The organism is Lachnoclostridium sp. An169 (genome assembly GCF_002160525.1).
GTDB classification, from domain to species: domain Bacteria; phylum Bacillota; class Clostridia; order Lachnospirales; family Lachnospiraceae; genus Mediterraneibacter; species Mediterraneibacter cottocaccae.
The window spans coordinates 1-20130 of the sequence record NZ_NFKT01000051.1 but is presented as its reverse complement, the minus strand read 5'-3'; the positions used below and the strand labels follow the sequence as shown (position 1 = coordinate 20130).

The 20130-nt window shown below is 55.2% G+C and carries 19 protein-coding genes; all 19 read right to left on the bottom strand.

Annotation, left to right across the window (positions count from 1 at the left end):
- A partial coding sequence (locus B5F07_RS21160; RefSeq protein WP_087163177.1) for a PD-(D/E)XK nuclease family transposase occupies positions 1–796 on the bottom strand: 796 nt, incomplete at its 3' end.
- 343 nt (positions 797–1139) lie between these two features.
- Positions 1140–1958, bottom strand: coding sequence for an HAD family hydrolase (locus B5F07_RS21155; protein WP_087163176.1), 819 nt, complete (start codon positions 1956–1958; stop codon positions 1140–1142).
- A 2-nt stretch (positions 1959–1960) separates the two neighbouring features.
- Entirely contained in the window at positions 1961–2176 is a 216-nt protein-coding gene (locus tag B5F07_RS21150; RefSeq protein ID WP_087163183.1) for a hypothetical protein, read from the bottom strand.
- A gap of 109 nt (positions 2177–2285) precedes the next feature.
- A complete protein-coding gene (locus B5F07_RS21145; RefSeq protein ID WP_087163175.1) occupies positions 2286–2897 on the bottom strand; it encodes a histidine phosphatase family protein in 612 nt (203 codons plus the stop codon).
- A gap of 12 nt (positions 2898–2909) precedes the next feature.
- Positions 2910–3674, bottom strand: coding sequence for an adenosylcobinamide-GDP ribazoletransferase (locus B5F07_RS21140; RefSeq protein ID WP_087163182.1), 765 nt, complete (start codon positions 3672–3674; stop codon positions 2910–2912).
- 79 nt (positions 3675–3753) lie between these two features.
- A complete protein-coding gene (gene bcp, locus B5F07_RS21135; RefSeq protein ID WP_087163174.1) occupies positions 3754–4206 on the bottom strand; it encodes a thioredoxin-dependent thiol peroxidase in 453 nt (150 codons plus the stop codon).
- Positions 4207–4302: 96 nt separating this feature from the next.
- Entirely contained in the window at positions 4303–5916 is a 1614-nt protein-coding gene (locus tag B5F07_RS21130; protein ID WP_191404493.1) for a peptide ABC transporter substrate-binding protein, read from the bottom strand.
- 74 nt (positions 5917–5990) lie between these two features.
- Positions 5991–7835 (bottom strand): ABC transporter ATP-binding protein, encoded by a 1845-nt coding sequence (locus B5F07_RS21125; protein WP_242972621.1) that lies wholly within the window; start codon positions 7833–7835, stop codon positions 5991–5993.
- Positions 7813–8646, bottom strand: coding sequence for an ABC transporter permease (locus B5F07_RS21120; protein WP_087163172.1), 834 nt, complete (start codon positions 8644–8646; stop codon positions 7813–7815). The genes B5F07_RS21125 and B5F07_RS21120 overlap by 23 nt, the downstream gene beginning before the upstream one ends.
- Positions 8647–8736: 90 nt before the next feature.
- Positions 8737–9669, bottom strand: coding sequence for an ABC transporter permease (locus B5F07_RS21115; RefSeq protein ID WP_087163171.1), 933 nt, complete (start codon positions 9667–9669; stop codon positions 8737–8739).
- A gap of 38 nt (positions 9670–9707) precedes the next feature.
- Entirely contained in the window at positions 9708–11312 is a 1605-nt protein-coding gene (gene cobA, locus B5F07_RS21110) for a uroporphyrinogen-III C-methyltransferase (protein ID WP_087163170.1), read from the bottom strand.
- Positions 11313–11334: 22 nt separating this feature from the next.
- The gene (hemC, locus tag B5F07_RS21105; RefSeq protein ID WP_087163169.1) at positions 11335–12243 is read right to left on the bottom strand and encodes a hydroxymethylbilane synthase; all 909 of its coding nucleotides are present in this window, start codon (positions 12241–12243) and stop codon (positions 11335–11337) included.
- Positions 12228–13751: a cobyric acid synthase gene (locus tag B5F07_RS21100; RefSeq protein WP_087163168.1), complete on the bottom strand. Its 1524-nt coding sequence runs from the start codon at positions 13749–13751 to the stop codon at positions 12228–12230. Before B5F07_RS21100 ends, hemC begins: the two co-directional genes overlap by 16 nt.
- Entirely contained in the window at positions 13748–14827 is a 1080-nt protein-coding gene (locus B5F07_RS21095; protein ID WP_191404494.1) for a pyridoxal phosphate-dependent aminotransferase, read from the bottom strand. The genes B5F07_RS21100 and B5F07_RS21095 overlap by 4 nt, the downstream gene beginning before the upstream one ends.
- Positions 14828–14893: 66 nt before the next feature.
- Complete coding sequence (cbiB, locus tag B5F07_RS21090; RefSeq protein WP_087163180.1) at positions 14894–15871, bottom strand: adenosylcobinamide-phosphate synthase CbiB; 978 nt, start codon at positions 15869–15871, stop codon at positions 14894–14896.
- 20 nt (positions 15872–15891) lie between these two features.
- A complete protein-coding gene (gene cobT, locus B5F07_RS22915) occupies positions 15892–16950 on the bottom strand; it encodes a nicotinate-nucleotide--dimethylbenzimidazole phosphoribosyltransferase (protein WP_087163178.1) in 1059 nt (352 codons plus the stop codon).
- A gap of 58 nt (positions 16951–17008) precedes the next feature.
- The gene (locus B5F07_RS22910) at positions 17009–18466 is read right to left on the bottom strand and encodes a cobyrinate a,c-diamide synthase (protein WP_087163167.1); all 1458 of its coding nucleotides are present in this window, start codon (positions 18464–18466) and stop codon (positions 17009–17011) included.
- A complete protein-coding gene (cbiT, locus tag B5F07_RS21075; RefSeq protein WP_087163166.1) occupies positions 18467–19705 on the bottom strand; it encodes a precorrin-6Y C5,15-methyltransferase (decarboxylating) subunit CbiT in 1239 nt (412 codons plus the stop codon). It lies immediately after the preceding gene.
- Positions 19698–20130 (bottom strand): precorrin-3B C(17)-methyltransferase (locus tag B5F07_RS21070; protein WP_140398070.1); only part of this gene is annotated, 433 nt, incomplete at its 5' end. The genes B5F07_RS21070 and cbiT, both read right to left, overlap by 8 nt.

Genomic DNA, 20130 nt, shown 5'->3' with positions numbered 1-20130 from the left:
GTGTATAGATTTCCTCATAATATTTCTTAAACTGCGGATACTCCCCGATCAGCTTTACAATCACTTCCGGTTCGTCCACACTGAGGAAAGCAAGCCATGCCTCCAACTCTTTTCTGATACCTTTATTGTGCAGAATCTTCCGGAAGATGTCAAGCGGGATGAAGAAATATTCCTGGAGCAGTTCAAGCTTCAGTCCGGTATCCGTCTTCTGTTTGGAATAATGGATGTAATCATCCGGAAACTGGTGGAATTCCTTCGGGCTCTGGTCGTAAAAGATGATCGTGTACACCTTTTTGATATCCCGGTAGCTGAACGTTTTTTTCTCTTTCTTCCTCTCACTGCGGACTCTTTTGTACTGGCGCAGGAGCAGGTCGGAAGAATAGCAGGCTGCCCGCTCGCCGGGGAATGTATAGCCGAGCCTCTGGACCTCTATGTTCGCGATGCTGTGATCCTCCAGCTCTACCACAATATCCATGATGACCAGGCTGCTTTCGTCTGCAATCCGGGTGGAGTCGTTGGGGAGCACTTTCAGGATCCGGATCTTCTGTTTAAAAATAAGGGACAGCAGTTCCTCCAGGCGTTCCGGGACTGCGTCCGGATCCATGACTTCCTTGAAGAAAGCGTCATACAGGACCTTCACCCCTTTCGCACCGGTGCAGAGATCAAGGAATTCGCTCTGCTGTTCTTCGTTCCACTCATTGTAGATACTTCGTAATACCTGATTTTCGGAGATTTCCCCGAGAATCTCTTCCCGTGAGCGTATCACGGGAAAATACTGCTGTAAAAGGTTTGCCATACACATTTCCTCCTCTGTGTGTGCGCCGCCCTTTCCCCTTCTGTTCATGCAGTATTGGCTTACAATACCAGTTATACGATGTCAGGCAGTTGCAAGCTCCTGCTGTACTGTGAAAGGATGCGAATAGTCTGCATCGGTTTGCGGGCGGCTGAAAATGGATTAATAAGCAACATTCATCGTCGGGTAAATGCTCCGAAAAGAAGCTCCGAAAATGAGACACCCATAAAGGGCTGTGATAATTGAGCGGCAAGAGCACCGCGTATATCAGTGAATAAAAAATAACACACTTTGCGTGGAAATGCAAATGTTTTTTCGTACTATTTTATAATGATTGCCAGATCTTCTATTTTTCTTTCAGTTTCAGCAGATATCTTTCTATCGCTGCAGCCGCCCCATCCGAATTATTATCCGGCACAACAAAGTCCGCTGCTTTTTTCAGTTCCGGTACACTGTTTCCCATAGCAAATGTCAGTCCCGATTCTGCAAACATGGGAAGATCATTCTCGCCATCCCCGATACATGCAGTCTCTTCCTTCGAAATTCCCAGACTTTCCCGCAGTGCCAGAAGCGCCGTTCCCTTGGAAGTCCCCCTGGAAAACACTTCTACATAGATCGACGTATACGCCGACATAAGATCCGGATAACGGTTCAAGACTTCCCGGATCATTCTGCGCGAATCCGGAGTCAGGAAATAGAACTGAAGTTCCTCGATGCCGTGGCGCGTCTTTCTCACGGTCTCCTCCATGCTGTGCACCCGGTATACTGCTTTCGCATCCTTTCCGAAAATCAGACGTCCCATCAGGGCAAGGAGTCCTCCCTGCACGAGATACTGATGATTAATGTGTGAAGTAATTCCCACTCTGATTTTCCGGCAATCCTCTAAAAGCTTCAGAGCCGTTTCTTTCTTCATCATGGTCTGAAACATGGCTTCGCCTGTGGCACAGTCTGTCACCTGTGCCCCATTGGAACTGATCACGTAACGGTAAAGCCCCTTCTCTTCCACGATCCGCCAGGGCAGGCAGCCCAGATTGCGCCCGGTGGCAGGCACGACAAGTATCCCTGCATCTGCCGTTTTTTTCAGTGCATCCAGTGTTCTGTCCGTCATGCGGCTCCGCTTATTTAAACATGTTCCATCCATATCGACTGCAAGTAGTTTTATCATAATTACTGTTCTTTCTCTCCGTCAATCAGATCGTACAGCGCATACATGCTCAGCATATTCTGGTAAGTCATCTTTCTCGCCAACAGCTGCTGGTAGGTCACTGACTTTATTTTTCCTTTTTCTTTGAGCTGATCCATCTGTCGTACAATATTTTCATATTCTGTCTGTACTGCCTGAAGCATCTTCTCAAAGGCTTCCAGGCGCTGTGTTTCATCCATAATTTTTCCCTCAATCTGACAGAAAAAGTCTATAAGACTTTTTTCATTATATCGAATGTCTTCCAAAGTTACAATCAGAAAAACTCCTCCAAACCATAGTAAAAAATCATTACAAATGATTTCGCTTTTCCAGCTTCGTTATCTTGCGCAGGATCTCCCTGTGTTCCGCCCAGTCCTCTTCCTGCACCTCCGCCTCATATCCGCCTCCGTTTTCCACCTGCCAGTGGTAGAATTCCATCTGCTCCTCCGACAGTTTTTCCATAACAGCCATGATCGTTCCGCCGTGAACTACAAAAGCCGCGCTCTGCGCATGACCTTTCAGCAGCAGGCGGATCCATTTCTTTATGCTCTCCACGCAGCGGGTACGGAACTTTTCCTGGCTCTCACCTCCGGGAAACGCAGTCATGCCTCCGCTTTCCAGCCACATGACATAAGCCGGATGATTTTTCAGCTCTTCATATGTTTTTCCTTCAAACTCCCCGAAGGCGCACTCCCGAAGCCCCGGTTCCACTCGAATTTCCCGGTTGGGATAGATAAGCTGTGCGGTCTCCAGGCAGCGCTTCATGGGACTGGCAATAATGTATTCCGCCTGGGGATAGATTCTGTTCTCCTGCCGGAAGCGTTCCACTGCACCACGGGAAAGATTCTCATCTGTGGTTCCTATGTACTGATGTTTCTCATTGCCCGGCGTGGGCAGATGCCGGATCAGAATAATCCTCATTGTTCTCCTCCTTCAGATCAGCTTATCTGCCAGCACCACAGCCGCCAACATCGCCAACTCGCTAAGCTGCAGGAAATAGCCCGCCAGGTCGCCTGTTGTACCTCCGAACTGCTTCCGGCTCATCCGGTAGTAATAGAGAAATACAAGAAGCGCCGCCGCAATCGCCGCTGCCGCCATATGCGGGGAAAAATATGCCATCACTCCACCGTCGAGAAGCGCCCAGATAATCATTACCGCCCGCACACGTTTCCTGTGCGCCCCGTCGTGAAAGGTGCGCAGCAGTCCGCTGTTTTTCGCCGCTTGAAAGGATACCACCGAAATTCCGCTCAAAGACCTGGAAAAAACATATGTACAGGCAAGAACTGCAAGAGCCTCTGCGGATACCTCGCTCCACAGCGCCAGGTCAGCCACAAACCAGACGCAGACCCAGATCAGGGCAAACGCCCCTGTATGGGGATCTTTTAAAATCTCAAGCTTCTTCTCCCGTTCTCCGTAAGAACTTAAGGCGTCTACCGTATCCGCATAGCCATCCAGATGGATTCCTCCGGTCACAACGACAGGGATCAGTACCATCACTGCGGAAAAAAAGAATTTTCCGCAGTCCGTATGGTTCATTATCAGATATCCGGCAAGGAACTGAAGGAAGCCTGCAACCGCCCCCACCGCCGGAAAAAAGCACATCGCATACTTCATACTTTTCCCGTTCCACTCCACATTCGGGACGGGAATCTTCGAATACATGGCAAACGCCACCGCAAAAGATCTCAAGAGATTCATTGTCTTTCTACCGCTCCTGTCTTCATTCTCCTGTTTCTGTATTTCTTCTTTATGCACTTTATACGCTTTGCCCATTCTCTTACAGTTCGCCCAGCATCTGCGCCGGATTTTCCGCCGCTTTTACCTTCCCGAACGCCTTTGTAATCACGCCTTCCTCATCGATCAGGTAAGTCGTGCGCACCACACCCATGGTCTTCTTTCCGTACATATTCTTTTCCTTCCACACATCGTAAGCCTGGATGCAGGAAAGTTCCGGATCTGAGAGCAGGGTGAAGGGCAGACCGTATTTTTCCTCAAACTTCTTGTGGGAAGCCACACTGTCTTTGCTCACGCCGAGCACCACCGCTCCCTTCTCGGTAAACTGGGGATAGAGCTCCCCGAATCCGCATGCCTGTTTCGTACACCCCGGCGTATTGTCCTTCGGATAAAAATAAAGCACTACTTTCTTTCCTCTGTACTCTTCCAGTGTGTGCATTACTCCGTTCTGATCCGGCAGTTCAAACGCCGGCGCCTTTGTTCCAACTTCCAACATCTTTCATTACCTCCTTAATATTTTTTGCTTCACTCCCGGCGAAAGCGCGCGGCCGCCTGATCAATGACGGTCATCTCTGCCGGGGATTTCCTTCTGCTACTGCCCTTTCTCCGCATACCGGTACTCCAACGCCCCGCTTGCCGGGATCTGCCGGATTCCGGTGATATCCGGATTTACCAGGTTTACGCTCTTCATGGCATAGAGCGGGATGATGTAGAATTCCTCGCCCACCGCCCGCTGTTCCGCTGCGTGAAGCAGTTCGGAACGCTTCACCGGATCGGTCTGTGAATCAGACTGTTCCACAAGACTGTCATACTCCGGATCATTGATACCGCTACAGTTGTATGTGCTGTTTGACAGGAGCATGGACAGATAGGTGTAGGGATCGGCAAAATCTGCCGTCCAGTTCATCCGGCACATGTCAAAGTCTCCCGCATATCGTGTACTGTAATTTGCCTGCAGTTCCTGGGCACGCAGTTCAATATCAATGTTCAGTGTCTCCTTAAGCTGCTCTTTTATTACCTGGGCGGTATCGGAATCCATCTCCAGGGTCGGATAACTGTAGGTCAGTACGGGAAATCCTTCCCCGTCCGGATATCCTGCCTCTGCGAGAAGTTCCCGGGCGAGTTCCGCATTTTCCTCAAAAGGCTGCGGCGCCCCGTCCACGAAATACTCCCCGGTGCTGCGGTCTTTCATATACTTTGCCACCAGATTGTAAGTAGGCTCGGTATCCGCCCCCACAATCTGGCAGAGTTCTTCCCGGTTGAGCGCCAGATTGATTGCCCGGCGTACGCGGACATCGTCAAGGGGCTCTACATTCAGGTTGAAATAGATATATCTGGTGGCGATCTGATCCGTCACCATCAGATCTTCCTTTCCCTCATAGAGCTGCATGACTGTAGAGGGCAGGGATGTTGCCACATCCACCTCGCCCGCCTCATATGCATTTGCCATGGACTGGGTGTCATCAAAGAAACGGTACGTAATCTGATCCAGCTTCACTGCGTCCTCATTCCAGTAGTTCTCATTTTTCTTCAGGACGAAATACTGGTCCGGCACATATTCTGCCAGATAAAACGGACCGTTTGCAAGGCTTCTCTCCGGGTCTGTCGCCCATCCACTGTCCACTGCATCCGCATATTTTTCACATGACGGCGTATACACCGGAAGGCGGAGCAGATCGAGGAAATAGACACAGGGCTTCTCCAGGTGAAACACAAGGGTATGCTCATCCGGCGTATCCACGCCCAGACTGTCCATCTGCGCCTCCCCGTTGTAGATCTCCTCCGCGTTTTCTATGGGAAAGAGATACACCGCATATCCGCTCCCTGACGCCGGGTCAAGGGCGCGGGTGATGGTATTGAGGAAATCCGCGGCTGTCACTTCGGAACCGTCGGACCAGAGGGCGTCCTCCCGCAGGTGAAACGTCCATTCCGTATAAGCCTCGTTTACCTCAAAGGACTCTGCCGCCCGGTATTCAATCTCCCCGTTTTCATCGTAGGTGAGGAGCTCGTCCAACGCACTCACCGAATAGGCCAGGTATGTCAGTGCAATGGATCCCGCCGGGTCCATGGATCCGGTATCGCTGTTAATGGCAACTGTGATCCGGCTGTCCGCGCCGTCTGTCTCCGGCGCCTGGGTACATCCGCCGGAAATCACGCCGCAGAACAGGGCACAGGCAAGAACTGCCGCTACTGTCTTTTTCTTCATCTGTCTACTCTCCTTCTGTCTGCTCTCCTTTGTCATATTGAATCCGTCTTATTAAATCTGACATATCACATCTGCTAAATCTGGGACGTCATCCGGTATCCGCTGCCCCTCTTTCCGCTGTACTCCTCCGAATACAGAAAGCATCTCACTTCCCTGTCTCCAAACCGGTAAATTCCGGGGACTCCGGTCCGGCAGCAGTCAAGGGCGTACCCGCACCGGGATACGAAGGGACACCCGCTTTGTTCCTTTCCCTGATCATCCGGGAACACCTCCGTTCCTTCCGCAGACACAGGGGCCTTGATTCTGCGTGCCTTCACCGGATCCGCCTCGGGAACGGCGTCCAGGAGCTGCTTCGTGTAGGGGTGCCAGGGATCGGAACAGACCTTTCCCGTACTTCCCTTCTCCACCATCCATCCCCGGTACATAACCCCGATCCCGGTACTGATACGCCTCACCATATGCATATCATGGGAGATAAACAGGCAGGACAGCCCTTTGTTCTTCCAGATATCGAGGAGCAGACCGAGGATCTGTTCCTGGACAGAGACATCCAGGGAGGACAGCGCCTCGTCGCAGATCAGAAGTTCCGGTTCCAGGATCAGCGCCCTGGCAATGCCGATTCTCTGCCGCTGTCCTCCGGAGAATTCTGACGGAAAACGGCGGGCATCCTCCCTGGAAAGCCCGGTCAGGCAGAGCATCTCCTCCGCCTTCTCCCGGCGCGAAAAGCGGTCTCTTACCCCGGCCGCCTTCAGCGCCTCCTCCAGCGCCTGCCCTGCCGTGAGTCTGGGATTCAAAGAGCCGTAAGGATCCTGAAAGACCATCTGGATCTTCTTTAACTGTTCCTTCCTGCGCCCCCGTGGATTTAAAAGTTCCCCGTCCAGAAAGATCTCCCCCCGGTCCGGTGTCAGGATTCCGCACAGAAGCCGGGCCAGCGTCGTCTTCCCGCTCCCGCTCTCACCCACCAGGCCGAAGATCTCCCCCCGGCGGATGGCAAAGGAAATCTCCTCGATTCCTTCCCTGGTGTCAAAAACCTTCGTCAGCCCTTCTGCCCGAAGAAGCACCTGATCCGGATCTGCCGGTCCGGAAGGAACCGTTTTTGCCCCTGCGTCTTTTAAGAGCTGTCTTGTATAGGCTGCGGAAGGGTTTCGGAACACTTCTTCTGTGATTCCTCCCTCCACGATTTCCCCCTGATACATAATATACACCCGTCCGCACAGAGCCGCAACCGCTCCCAGATCATGGCTGACAAAAAGCAGGGATGTGCCCGTTTCCTTCACCAGACGTTTCAAAAGGAGAAGGATCTGGGCCTGAACCGCCGCATCCAGGGCAGTTGTAGGCTCGTCCGCAATAATCAGGTCCGGCTCGCAGGCAAGCGCCGCGGCAATCACCGTCCTCTGGCGCATCCCTCCGGAGAGTTCAAAGGGGTACTGTTTCATCCGCATCTTCGGACTGCGGATTCCCACCAGATCAAGAAGTTCTTCCGCCCGGGCGTAAGCTTCCTTCCTGCTGCATTTTCTCCGGTTTCTGACTGTCTCTGCAATCTGCCGTCCCACTGTCAGCGTAGGATTCAGGCAATTCAGGGAATCCTGGAAGATCATGGCAGTATTCTGTCCCGGAACCGGACGGCAGCCTCTTACCGCAATCTCTCCGGAGAGGACTTTCCCTTTGCCGTCCAGAAGCCCCATAACTGCCAGCATGGCTGTGCTTTTTCCGGAGCCCGACTCTCCTGCAATCCCCACGATCTCGCCGGGATTGACGAAAAAGCTGATTCCCCTTACCGCGGTAATGCCGCTGTGGTAGCTGACCACAAGATTCTGCACGTCCAGCACATGCTCTTTCTGTCTGTTGAATCCTTTCATCTGTCGTTTCCCCTTCCCGGAAGTTTCCTCCTGACCGTCATTCGCATCTGACGCCGGCAATCCTCTCTTCCACCAGCGTGCCGATCCCGTTAAGTGCCAGAAGCATCACACAGAGTACCACAAGCGGGCAGATCATCTGATAGGGATAGACGATCATCTGGCTTCTCGCCTCCTGGATAATCGTCCCCAGGCTTGCCGCCGGTGCCGCGATCCCCACACCGAGGAAACTCAGGAACGCCTCGGTAAAAACTGCCTGGGGTATGAGGAAGATCAGATTCACCGCCGCAGGTCCCGCTGCATTTGGAAGAAGATGCCTGAAAAGGATCCGCATGGAAGGGATCCCCTCCATCCGCGCCGCCAGGGCGAAATCGCTGTTCTTCAGCCGGATAATCTCTCCCCGCACAATCCGCGCCATGTCAATCCATCCGGCCACACACAGTCCCAGTATGATGCTGAATACTCCGGCTCCCATTACCAGGGTGATCAGGATCACGTAAAGCATGGAGGGAATGGAGGCGATAATATCCGCCGCCCGCATCAGAATCATGTCCGCCGCTCTGCCCGCATATCCGGAAACAGCGCCGACGGCAACTCCGATACAGCCGTTGATCAGGGCGCTTGCCATCCCCACGAGAAGGCTGATCCCCGCTCCGTACCACACCCGTGTAAAGATATCCCTGCCAAACCGGTCCGTACCGAACAGATGAGAAAAAGAGGGACCGAGATTCTGAATCCGGGCATTCTGCTCCGACCAGGAGTAAGGGCCGAAGACAGGCACGCAGACTGCCAGAATGATCCAGACTGCCAGTACCGCGCAGCACACTGCGCCGTAGCGGTTTCTCCCCGCAAGATGTCCCTTTGTGTTCCCCATGCTGTTTTTCTCCTTTCCTGATTTCCTGATTTCCCGGTTTTCCGATTCTTCTTCCCTTTTCCCGTTCTCTCCGCGCTCCGCCGTTTTCTCCTATCCTTCCCTGCCGGCAAAGTTTCTCCGTATCCGGGGATCCAGACAGGCGGCAAGAAGGTCTGCTGCCAGGTTCACCAGAATCACCACCGTGCCCATAAACACCGTAAGCCCCAGAATCAGCGTATAGTCCCGGGAGGATATGGAATCCACAAATTCCCTGCCAAGCCCCGGGATCGTGAAGATGCTCTCCACCACAAAACTCCCGGTGAGCAGATAGGCAAAGGCCGGCCCCGCATAGCTTAACACCGGAAGGAACGCATTTTTAAGGGCATGGGTCAGGACGATTCTTCCCCTTCCAAGCCCCTTTGCCCGGGCAAACAGCACATACTCCTTTCCCATCTCCGCGGCAAGGGCATTTGCCATCATCCGTGTGATCACCGCTGTCGGATAGAGGGACAGGGAGATCACCGGAAGCACATAGGAAGACAGCGTATACAGCCCGGATGCGGGGAAGAGCTTAAGTTTCACGCTGAATACGAGCAGAAGCAGAATCGCCGCGGCAAATCCCGGAATCCCCGCTGCCGCCATGCCTGCCGCCGAGATCATATGCCCCACCGCTTTTTTCCGGGACATTACTTTCAGGATTCCCAGACCTGTGCCTGCCAGAAGAGAGACTATGAGGGCTGCGGTTCCAAGTGAGGCCGTCAGAGGCCAGGCGCGGGCAATGATTTCAGTTACCGAAGTGCCCGGATCCTGATAGGAGATCCCCAGATCTCCCTGCAACAGTCCCGCCATGTAGGAAAGGTACTGAACCGGAAGCGGCTCGTTCAGCCCGTATTCTTCCTCGATGGCCTCCACCACGCTCTGGGAGACGCCCCCGCTCATGAATGGACTTCCCGGGATCAGACGCACGAGGAAGAACGTCACCGTGGCAAGCACAAAAAGCGAGAGAATCCCTGTCATGATTCGTTTGACTGCATACCGTAACACCGCGCATCCTCCTTTCTGTCCCCTACGTGCCCTTTCTCCTATCTGCCGTAAATCTCTGTAATCATCTTCACCATGGCATCCATAGACGCCTCCTCTGCCGTATGGATTTTCATGCCGTACTTTTCCGCTTCCCCTGCAGTCTGTTCTCCGATACAAAGTGCATCGATCTGCCGGAAATCAGGCTCTTCCGTCCCTGCAAAGGTCTGCACGAATCCCCTCACTGTGGAACCGCTTGTAAAAGTCACGGCGTCAATCTCCCCGTCTTTTATCATATGCGCAATCTTCTCCCGCATAAACGGATGGATTTCACTGACGGTCCGGTACAGCGCGATATCCTGCACCTCAAGCCCCGCCCTGAGAAGAGGGGGAATCAGTTCCTGTGAACCCTGTTCCGCACGGAGAATCGTGATACGGCTGTTTTCTGCTGCCCTTTCTGCGAGGGCTTTCCCAAGTTCTGCCGCACTGTATGTCCCGGGCACAAGATCCGCGATGAGCCCCCGCTTCTTAAGTTCCTTTGCTGTGGCAGAACCGATGGCTCCGATCTTTGCAACAAAATGTCCTGCCTCCCTGTCCGGCTGCAGATGCTCCCCGGCAAAGAGCGCGCGCAGGTCTCTTCTCTGTTCCTGAAGATCTTCAAAAAACGCCTCCACACCTGCCGGACTGGTAAAGACCAGCCACTCCTGCGGCACATTTTTCCCGAATCTGTCCAGCGCCTCTTCCATTTTCGGGTTGGGCGTGATGCGCTCCGTGCGGATTGCCGGAAGCTCAATGACCTGGGCGCCCAGTCTTCTTAATCGCGCAGCAAGGGCAGAACTTTTCTTCCTCGGTCTGGTGACGATAAACTGACGTCCGCCCAGGATCCGGTCTTCCGCCCAGTGCATCGTCTCCTCCAGAGCGCAGACCCTGCCCACCACAATAATGGCGGGCGTCCCGATCCCTGCTTCCTTTGCCTTCTCCGCCAGATCAGACACCGTCCCCCGCACCCGGCGCTGGGAGGCAAGGGTTCCTTTCTCCAGAACCGCGGCAGGCATGGCGGGATCCATTCCCGCCCGGAGAAGTCCACTGAGGATCTCCGGCATGGATGACACTCCCATGAGAAATATCAGGGTGCCGTCCAGACGAACCAGAGAGTCGAAATCAATATGCAGACTTCCGTCTTTCTTTGCATGGCCGGTGATCACATGAAAAGAGGAAGTAAAGTCCCGGTGAGTCACCGGAATCCCCGCGTAGGCCGGAACCGCGGCGGCGGAGGTCACTCCGGGCACTACCTCGAACGGGATATTTTCCCGTATCAGCGCCTCGATCTCCTCACCGCCCCTCCCGAAGATGAAGGGATCGCCTCCCTTCAGACGGAGCACCTTTTTCCCTTTTTTTGCTTCCTCCACGAGGATTCTGTTTATCTCATGCTGGGGCACCGGATGATTTCCGGAGTGTTTCCCCACATTCACCGTCTCCGTATGCTCCGGGATCCGGCTTAAGATCTCCGCACTGATCAGGGCATCATATACAATCACATCCGATTCCCCGATCAGCGCCGCCGTTTTCAGGGTAAGCAGCCCCAGATCTCCCGGTCCTGCTCCCGCAAGCCATACTTTTCCACACACCTGATCTTTTTTCACTGTGTTCTCTTCCCTTTCCGTCATATTTCCATTTCCTCTTATTCTCTCACAGGGAGCCCATCAGCCGGAGGGCAAGCCCCTCTCCGGCGCGTTCTGCCTGTCTCTCCCGGCTCCGGAGATCTTCTCCGTCGATCCGGACACAGATCACGTCTTTCTGGTATGTACACTTTTCCTCACTGTAATACAGCCCGAAAAGCTTCATCTCTTCTCCGCAAAGCTGTGCATGCGCCGCGGAAGGGGAGGTACATCCTCCGCCCGCCGCACGGATGAAGCACCGCTCCGCAATAGCTTCCAGACGCGCCTTTCTGTCATCGATCAAGGACAGCCATGGATAATCCGCATCCTTTCTTCCCTGCACGGCCAGGATTCCCTGTCCTGCTGCCGGAATCATCTCCTCCACGGACAGATACCGCCCTGCGCATGACTCCATTCCAAGCCTCGCAAGTCCCGCAGCCGCAAGAAGCGTGGCGTCATATCCCTCTTCCGAGAGTTTCCTCATCCGGGTCTGCACGTTTCCGCGGATACCCTTGAAAATGCATCCCGGGTACAGCTCTTTTAACTGCAGCTTCCTACGGCGGCTGGAGGTTCCCACCACGGATCCTGCCTTAAGCTCTGCTATTCCCTCCCGGAAGAGAATCACATCCCTGGGGTCCTCCCGCTTCCCGTAGGCAAGGATGGGAATGTCCGGATTCACCTCCATCGGCATGTCTTTCAGACTGTGAACCGAGATATCAATCTTTCCTTCCAGAAGGGCCCGGTCCAGTTCTTTTACAAAGAGTCCCTTTCCCCCGATTTTTGCCAGGCTTTTATCCAGGATCTTATCGCCTGTTGTTTTCATGGTGACAATCTCCGTCTCGATTTCCGGATCTGCCTGACGGATCCGGTCGCGGATGATCTCCGCCTGTCTCACGGCAAGGAGACTCTCCCTGCTTCCGATTCTTATCCGAGTACGCATGGCGCATCATTCCCCTTTTCTATGATTCTTCGGACAGCATCCATATCAACGCTGTGCCGGATGATATCGGCAAGCCTGTCATACTGTTCTTCCTTATAAGACTTCCAGTCATGTGCCCTGACGCCTTCCGGGTTCAGTCCCTTCTTTTTCAGCAGGGCGCGGACGAGTCCTTCCGACACTTCCGCCGCATCAAAAATCCCGTGGATATAGCATCCGTACACATTTCCGTGCTGGGCTCCGTCGGGAGCATTCTCACCTGCCCCGCTGATGGAGACAAGAGGGAGAGTCCCGGGCTCCGGTGCGGATTTCCCCATATGGATCTCATATCCCTCAAAGGAGACACCGCGCATATCACCCAGAAGTCCCTGCATTTCCAGGAATGTCCCTGTAACCCTTGTTCTCCGCTTTTCCTGCTCGAAGACCGTGCGCACCGGAAGGAGTCCCATTCCCTTCACACTGCCTTTCCGCTCTGCACCCAGGGGATCCTCGATGACTTCTCCAAGCATCTGGTATCCGCCGCAGATTCCAAACACCAGACCGCCTCTGCCTGCATGCTGCTGCACCTTCGCCTCAAGACCGCACTGCCGCATCCACAGGAGATCTTCAATGGTGTTCTTGCTTCCCGGGATCAGGACCCCGTCCGGGCTTTTAAACTCCGCCGGGGAGGAAACATAGCGGAGAGATACTCCATCCATGGATTCCAGAGGGGCAAAATCGGTAAAGTTCGAGATCCTGGGCAGCCGGATCACCGCCAGGTCCACAAGGCCCTGTTTCTCTTTCCTGTCAAACCGCTCGGTCAGGCTGTCCTCGTCATCAATATCCAGGTAGAAATACGGGATTACACCCAGCACCGGGATACCGGTCTTCTCCTCAAGCATATCAAGCCCCGGTTTTAAAATAGAGACATCCCCCCGGAACTTATTGATCAGCGTCCCCTTGATCCGCCTGCGCTCCTTTTCCTCCAGAAGCTGGATTGTCCCCACGATCTGCGCGAATACGCCGCCCCGGTCGATATCCCCCGCCAGGAGAACCGGGGCGTCCACCAGCTCTGCCAGTCCCATGTTGACGATATCATCCTTTTTCAGATTGATCTCCGCCGGGCTTCCCGCCCCCTCGATCACAATCACGTCATATTTCTGCTGCAGTTTATGATATGCCTCCAGGATGGCGGGAATGTACTCTTTCTTTCTCCGGTAATATTCTGCGGCCGCCATAACCCCCACGGGGACTCCGTTTACAATCACCTGGGAGCCCGTATCGTTGGTGGGTTTGAGCAGGATCGGGTTCATGGCCGCGTCAGGTTCGATCCCTGCCGCCTCCGCCTGCATCACCTGCGCGCGCCCCATCTCAAGCCCGTCACGGGTGATAAAAGAGTTGAGCGCCATATTCTGGGACTTAAAAGGAGCCACTCGGTATCCGTCCTGCATCAGCACCCGGCAGAGCCCTCCTGCCAGGACGCTCTTTCCCGCATTGGACATTGTCCCCTGTATCATGATCGAACCTTTCATCTTGTTTTCTCCTCCTTCCTGCCGGGCGTCTGACCGTCTTCTCCGCAGATTTCCCGCACTGCGCCCAGCAGGCAGTCATTCTCTTCTCTTAGCCGCACTGCCATCCGGTACCAGCCCTTTCCAAGTCCCCGGTAATTGGAACAGTCCCGGATCAGGATGCCTCTTTTCTTTAACTCTTCGAAGAGGTCTTTCTCCGTGTAAACAAGGATGAAGTTCGCCTCCGAGGGCACTACTTCCATTCCCGCACGGGCAAATGCCTCCTCCATCCTCGCGCGCTCCATGCGGATGTATTTTCTCGTCTTTCCGGCGCGTTCCTCCTCATCGAGAGCTGCAATCCCCGCCTCCTGTGCGGGCACGGACACGCTCCACGGTTGGCGGATCTGACAGATCTGTTCCAGAAGCGCCTCGTCCGACGTAATGCCGTATCCGAGACGAAGCCCGGGAACGGCGTGCATCTTCGTAAAGGCCCGTACCACGAAAAGCTGACAGAAATTCCGGGTCTCATCCGCCATGGAATACGCCGCCGGATCGTCAAGAAACTCCACAAAACATTCGTCCAGAACAAGGCGGATCTTCTTCGCCTCACACCGCGCGGCGATCTCTCGTAAGAGATCCGGATGCACGGTACGGCCGGCCGGGTTGGATGGAGAGCACAGGAATACCATATCCACATCCTCCTCCAGCGCTTCCGTGAAATCTTCCGTGAGACAGAAGCCGTTCTCCTTTTTCATCTGCCATGTGCTGACTCTGCATCCCACTGTGCGCAGCGCCTGCTCATACTCGGAGAAAGCCGGCACAGGAATCAGTGCATGCCGGGGCTTTTCCGCAAGCACAAGACTGAAAAAAAGATCTGCGGCTCCGTTTCCGATGACAAAATAAGACATGGGAAGCCCTGTCTTCTCCGAGAGCTTCTGCCTTAATCTGCGGCACCGGCTGTCCGGGTAGTTTCCGGACAGGTCCACGCCGCGCTTTGCCGCCTCCGCCACATGTCCGGACATGCCGAAAGGGTTTACATTGACCGAAAAATCAAGCATGTCTTTATAAGTATAAATATCTCCGCCATGTCCGTATTCCATGGGTCTCCTCCTGTTATCTGTCTGAAATCCGACTGTTATCTTTCTGTTCCACGGCTGTTATCTGCCTCAGCGGCACACCAGAAACCATACTGCCAGTTTTGCCGCGCCGAAAAGGAGCAGGGTCAGAAGGGCTGTCACATACATCAGTCTGCCCGTCCTTTTTATGTCTTCCGGCTCCACCGGCCGGATGTCGTCTCCGATGTATTCTTTCCGGTATACTTTTCCGAAATAGACCGCATCCCCCGCCAGACGCACCCGAAGGGCACCCGCACAGACCGCCTCCGTCTGCGCCGCGTTCGGGCTTGCGTGTTTTCTTCTGTCCCGAAGGTAGATCCTCCAGGCATTTTTCCCGTCCAGCCCGGTGAGAAACGCCGCCCCGGTCATCAGGACTGCCGTGATCCTGGCGGGAATATAATTAAACAGATCATCCATTTTTGCCGGGACACGCCCGAAATAGAGATACTTTTCATTCTTGTATCCCAGCATGGAATCCATAGTGTTGACTGCCTTGTAGAGGAATCCGAGAGGCGCGCCTCCCAGGATCAGGAAAAACAGCGGGGCTGTCACGCCGTCCGAAGTATTCTCCGCCACCGTCTCCACCGCCGCTCTGGTCACGCCTTCGGCGGTCAGATTCTCCGTATCTCTTCCCACAATCATGGAGACTGCCCGGCGTGCTCCGGGAAGGTCGTTCTCCTTCAGGCGGTCATATACTTTCCGGCTCTCCGTCACAAGAGAGCGGGCGGCAAGAATCTGGTAACACCAGAATGTCTCCAGAAGGAACCGGACAGCCGGATGGATCTGCTGTGCCAGGGCAAGAATCTGGAGCGGAATCAGCAGGGCGAGAGCCGCCGTGACCAGCCAGAGCAGCGCCCCGGCCGCCGCAAGAGAGCGGTTTCCCCCTTTTTCACCGCAGATTCTGCGGAGTATCTTTTCCCCGAAGACCAGCTCCTTTCCGATCAGCCGCACCGGATGATAGAGCCATACCGGATCACCGAGGAAGAAATCCAGGACAAATCCCGCCACACATGCCAGTAATGAAGTCAGCATTGTTCTTCCTCCTTCTGTCAGGTCAGATCCTGATACTGTTCCACATGGATCTCATCGAACGTACTCATCTCCCGGTACACAGCCAGTCCCATCTCCAGAAGGGGAACCGCCGCAACCGCGCCGCTTCCCTCCCCGAGAGACATGCGGCAGTCCAGAAACGGCAAGAGCCCCAGAGCTTCAAGTACCATTCCTCCGGCAGGCTCACCGGAACGGTGGGAGGCAAAGATGTACCCCACCGCATCCGGACAGAGGCGGACCGCACACAGCGCCGCCGCCGAGGAGATAAAGCCGTCGATCAGAACCGGAATGTGGAAGATTGCGCCTCCGAGGAACACTCCGGCAAGTCCGGCGATATCGAAACCGCCGACTTTCGAGAGGACATCCAGCACATCATTCCGGTCCGGCCGGTTCCTGCGGATGGCCGTCCGGATGGCTTCAATCTTGCGGGCAAGCCCCTCGGAACTTAACCCCGCTCCCCTTCCGGTGACTTCCTCCACTTCCTTTTCCAGAAGTACGGATACTACGGCGCTGCTTGTGGTGGTATTCCCGATTCCCATCTCACCGGTGGCAATCAGGTCATACCCCTTTTCGGAAAGTTCTTTTACCAGACGGATCCCGACCAGCACCGCCTGTTCTGCCTGTTCCCTGGTCATGGCAGGACCCTTTACCATATCTTCCGTCCCGTACGCCACCTTGTATTCCGGTCTGGTGACTCCGGGCACGTCTGAGACCATTCCGATATCCACGGGAAAGAGGTCTACCCCTGCCACTTCAGCCATGAGACAGACGCTGGTTTTCCTCCTGGTGAAATTCTCCGCCACAATGGCGGTCACTTCCTGTCCGGTCTGGGTAACTCCCTCTGCCACCACCCCGTTGTCCGCGCAGAGGATGACAAGCCCTTTTCTGCGGATCCTGTAATCCGCAGTCCATCTCGCCCCTGCCATCCGGGTCACGGCTTCTTCCAGTTTTCCCAGGCTGTAAAGTGGTTTACCCACCGTCTTCCAGTGGCGTCCCGCCTGTTCCATACTGGTTTCATCTGCGGGTCTGATTTTCTTTATCTCTTCTGTCAGATTCATTTTCTGACGCCTCCTGATCTGTTTATTTTTCTCCTTTTCTTCCCTGTCCGTCATACTCTCAGTTGTCCCTTCCGGCTATCCTTTCTGCACGGCTCCCCCAGCGCCTGCACTGTGCGGTGAAACGCCGGGCAAAGGCCGGGTTGGAGGGGAGATAGAGATGGGGATATCCTGCAAACAGGCTGCCTGTGGCGTGAACGCATTCCCAGCGACGCCGCCCGTCCGGTTTTACCGCCATGCAGTCTGTTCCTCCCTGTGTGCTGTCCCAGTAGTGGAACTCATGTCCCCGGATCTGCTCCCCCGGAAGCAGGAAGCCGGGATCTTCTTCCCGGTCCATCTCCGGAGTTCCACCCCCGGATTCCATATCCGGACATTTCCTCTCTATATTCACATAGCCGAACCGGACCAGTTTTCCCGTGGGGAACGTCCGTCCTTTCACCGCTCCCACAAGGGGCCATCTCCGTCCTTCCTGATCCTCCAGCTCCTCGTGCAGATACATGAATCCTCCGCACTCTGCCAGACAGGGCATCTTCTCTTTGAGAGCCTGCCGGATGGAGGCTGTCATCCCTTTGTTCCCGGAAAGCGCCTCCCCGTAAAGCTCCGGATAGCCCCCTCCCAGAATCAGACCGGATATGTCCTCCGGAAGCGCGGCATCCCGAAGAGGGCTGAACGGAACCATCCTGCATCCCATATCTTCCAGAAGTTCCAGGTTATCCTTGTAATAGAAGCAGAACGCCTCGTCCCGGGCAACGGCAATACGCACCGGGACATTCTCCGCGGGGGCCGGGCCGGTTCCGGGAGCGTTGGAAAGCTCCGGGGCATTTCCGGCTATAGAGAGAACGGCATCCAGATCCACCGTCCGGCTCAGGATCTCCCCGGCACATCTGAGCTGCTCCCGGATCTGTCCGATCTCCCCGGGCGTCACAAGCCCCAGGTGCCGGCTCTCCAGGGAGAATGCATCGTCCCGGGGCACATACCCCACAACCGGAATCCGGTGTCCCGCCCTGCAAAGCTCCCGCTCCATCATCTGCTTCAGACGGGGATAAGTCATGGCAGACACCTGGTTTAAGAGAATCCCCCGGATGTTGCTCCGAGGCATGAACTCGATCATCCCCCTTGCCACTGCAGCCAGGGAGAGGGAAGCTCCCCGGCATGGAAGCACAAGAATTACCGGAATATCCAGTGCCCGCGCCACCTCAAAGGAACTTGCCTTCACAGAGTCAGTCATCATGCCGTCATAATATCCCATAACGCCCTCTGTCACAACAAGATCCGCCCCGGATGCATGGCGGATGAATCCGTCCCTTAACGCCTCCTCTTCAGAGAAGAAGAGATCCAGGTTTTTCGAATCCACTCCCAGCACCTCCCGGTGAAACATGGGATCAATGTAATCCGGTCCGCACTTGCACGCGCAGACCTTCATTCCTCTCTCCTGAAACGCCGCCATCAGCGCACATGACACCGCTGTCTTGCCGCTTCCGCTTGCCGGGGCGGCGAGAAGGATTCTCGGAATCTTCATTTAAAGCGCTCTCCTTCCCCCGGCCGAGATGATATAAACCGGATTGAGTCCTGTCATCATATGGTATCTTCCCAGTTTGCGCGCCCGTGACGCGGCGATCTGGGTCACTTCCGCATCAGGGAGCAGACCTTCTTCCTCCGCTTCCATGGCTTCCCGGAGCGTCTCCAGCGAGATGGCGTTTATGACGATCCGCACATCCGGGTTCTTCTCCCTGACAATGCGGAGAATGTCTTTAAGGCTGCCGGAACTGCCTCCCACAAAGACATGGGTGGGCGGCTCCAGACCGAGGAGCGCCTCCGGCGCTTCCCCCGCCACAATGCGGATCCCGTCTGTTCTGAATTTCCTCCGGTTTGCCTCAAGGAGCTCCAGAGTCTCCGGATTTTTCTCCACTGCGTAGACCCGGATATTCTCCCCGGAAAGGGCCGCCTCCACAGATACCGAACCGGTCCCCGCCCCCACATCATAGACAACTGCATTTCTGGTCAGCCCCAGGGCGGCAATGCTTACCGCGCGCACCTCCGCTTTTGTCATGGGGACTTTTCCCCGCAGGAATTCCCCGTCCCCCACATGAGGCGAGATGCGGTCGTCGGGCGCCGGGTTCTCTGCGAGAACCGTACAAAGTCCGTCCAGATCATCTTTGTCCATCTCCAGCGCATTTCCGGAGGTGATCCTCTCATCCGGGTAGGACATCCGTCTGCCTGCATGGAGCACAACATCCGTCATGCCGAAGTCCCGGAGGCCGGAAAGGAGCTTCTCTCCCGCTCCTTTCCCTCCCAGAAGGAGAAACGTCTTCCGGTTCCGGCTGATGGTCTGAATAAAACTGGCGTCTTTTCCGTGCAGGCTTATAAGCGCCGCATCCTCCCAGGAAGTGCCGAGTTTCGCCGCCAGACAGACCACTGAGGAGATCCCCGGCAGGAGGGTGACGCGGCATGACGGGAGCCGGCCGAGCTCTTCCTTAAGCTTTCTCGCCCCACTGTAGAACCCGGTATCCCCGGAGAGAAGTACGGTCACGCTCCGCAGGGACGGATGGGCTTCCAGCCAGAGCCGGATTTTCACAGGATCATACTCCATTAATATCTCTGCCTCTTCCGGAGCAAGGTCCCGGACCGCCTGCACCATGCGCTCTGCCCCGATCAGGCAGTCGCTTTCTCCCACTGCCTGCCTGACTTCCCCGGTCAGAGTTCTCCCGGTTCCCATGCCGATTCCGGCAAGGAAGATCACTCTTTCATTCTCACACATCTTTATATCCTCTCGGCGTAACCATCTTTCCGCCCAGTTCCATGGTTTTCGAATTTCCGATAAACACGGTGGAAAACATATCCACCGCAGTGTTTTTCAGCTCTCCGAGAGAGAGAATCCGGGCGGATTCCCCATCCCTCCCGATATTGCGGACGATTCCGCATACATTTTCCGGTGAACGGTATTTCAGGATCTGCTCGCAGGCCCGGTGCAGATAATCCGCCCGCTTTCTGCTGGACGGATTGTACAGACAGATGACAAAATCCGCCTGCGCCGCACATTCCAGCCGCTTCTCGATGGTCTCCCAGGGCGTCAGAAGATCGCTCAGGCTGATCACCGCGAAATCATGCATCAGGGGCGCCCCCAGGACTGCCGCGCCGCCGGAGGCCGCCGTGATCCCCGGGACCACCTCGATCTCCACATCC

Excerpts from the sequence above, each read along its gene's own strand:
- B5F07_RS21155 (WP_087163176.1), bottom strand. The coding sequence starts at position 1,958 with ATGATAAAACTACTTGCAGTCGATATGGATGGAACATGTTTAAATAAG.
- B5F07_RS21150 (WP_087163183.1), bottom strand. The coding sequence starts at position 2,176 with ATGGATGAAACACAGCGCCTGGAAGCCTTTGAGAAGATGCTTCAGGCA.
- B5F07_RS21145 (WP_087163175.1), bottom strand. The coding sequence starts at position 2,897 with ATGAGGATTATTCTGATCCGGCATCTGCCCACGCCGGGCAATGAGAAA.
- B5F07_RS21140 (WP_087163182.1), bottom strand. The coding sequence starts at position 3,674 with ATGAATCTCTTGAGATCTTTTGCGGTGGCGTTTGCCATGTATTCGAAG.
- bcp (WP_087163174.1), bottom strand. The coding sequence starts at position 4,206 with ATGTTGGAAGTTGGAACAAAGGCGCCGGCGTTTGAACTGCCGGATCAG.
- B5F07_RS21130 (WP_191404493.1), bottom strand. The coding sequence starts at position 5,916 with ATGAAGAAAAAGACAGTAGCGGCAGTTCTTGCCTGTGCCCTGTTCTGC.
- B5F07_RS21120 (WP_087163172.1), bottom strand. The coding sequence starts at position 8,646 with ATGGGGAACACAAAGGGACATCTTGCGGGGAGAAACCGCTACGGCGCA.
- cobA (WP_087163170.1), bottom strand. The coding sequence starts at position 11,312 with ATGACGGAAAGGGAAGAGAACACAGTGAAAAAAGATCAGGTGTGTGGA.
- hemC (WP_087163169.1), bottom strand. The coding sequence starts at position 12,243 with ATGCGTACTCGGATAAGAATCGGAAGCAGGGAGAGTCTCCTTGCCGTG.
- B5F07_RS21100 (WP_087163168.1), bottom strand. The coding sequence starts at position 13,751 with ATGAAAGGTTCGATCATGATACAGGGGACAATGTCCAATGCGGGAAAG.
- B5F07_RS21095 (WP_191404494.1), bottom strand. The coding sequence starts at position 14,827 with ATGGAATACGGACATGGCGGAGATATTTATACTTATAAAGACATGCTT.
- cobT (WP_087163178.1), bottom strand. The coding sequence starts at position 16,950 with ATGAATCTGACAGAAGAGATAAAGAAAATCAGACCCGCAGATGAAACC.
- B5F07_RS22910 (WP_087163167.1), bottom strand. The coding sequence starts at position 18,466 with ATGAAGATTCCGAGAATCCTTCTCGCCGCCCCGGCAAGCGGAAGCGGC.
- cbiT (WP_087163166.1), bottom strand. The coding sequence starts at position 19,705 with ATGTGTGAGAATGAAAGAGTGATCTTCCTTGCCGGAATCGGCATGGGA.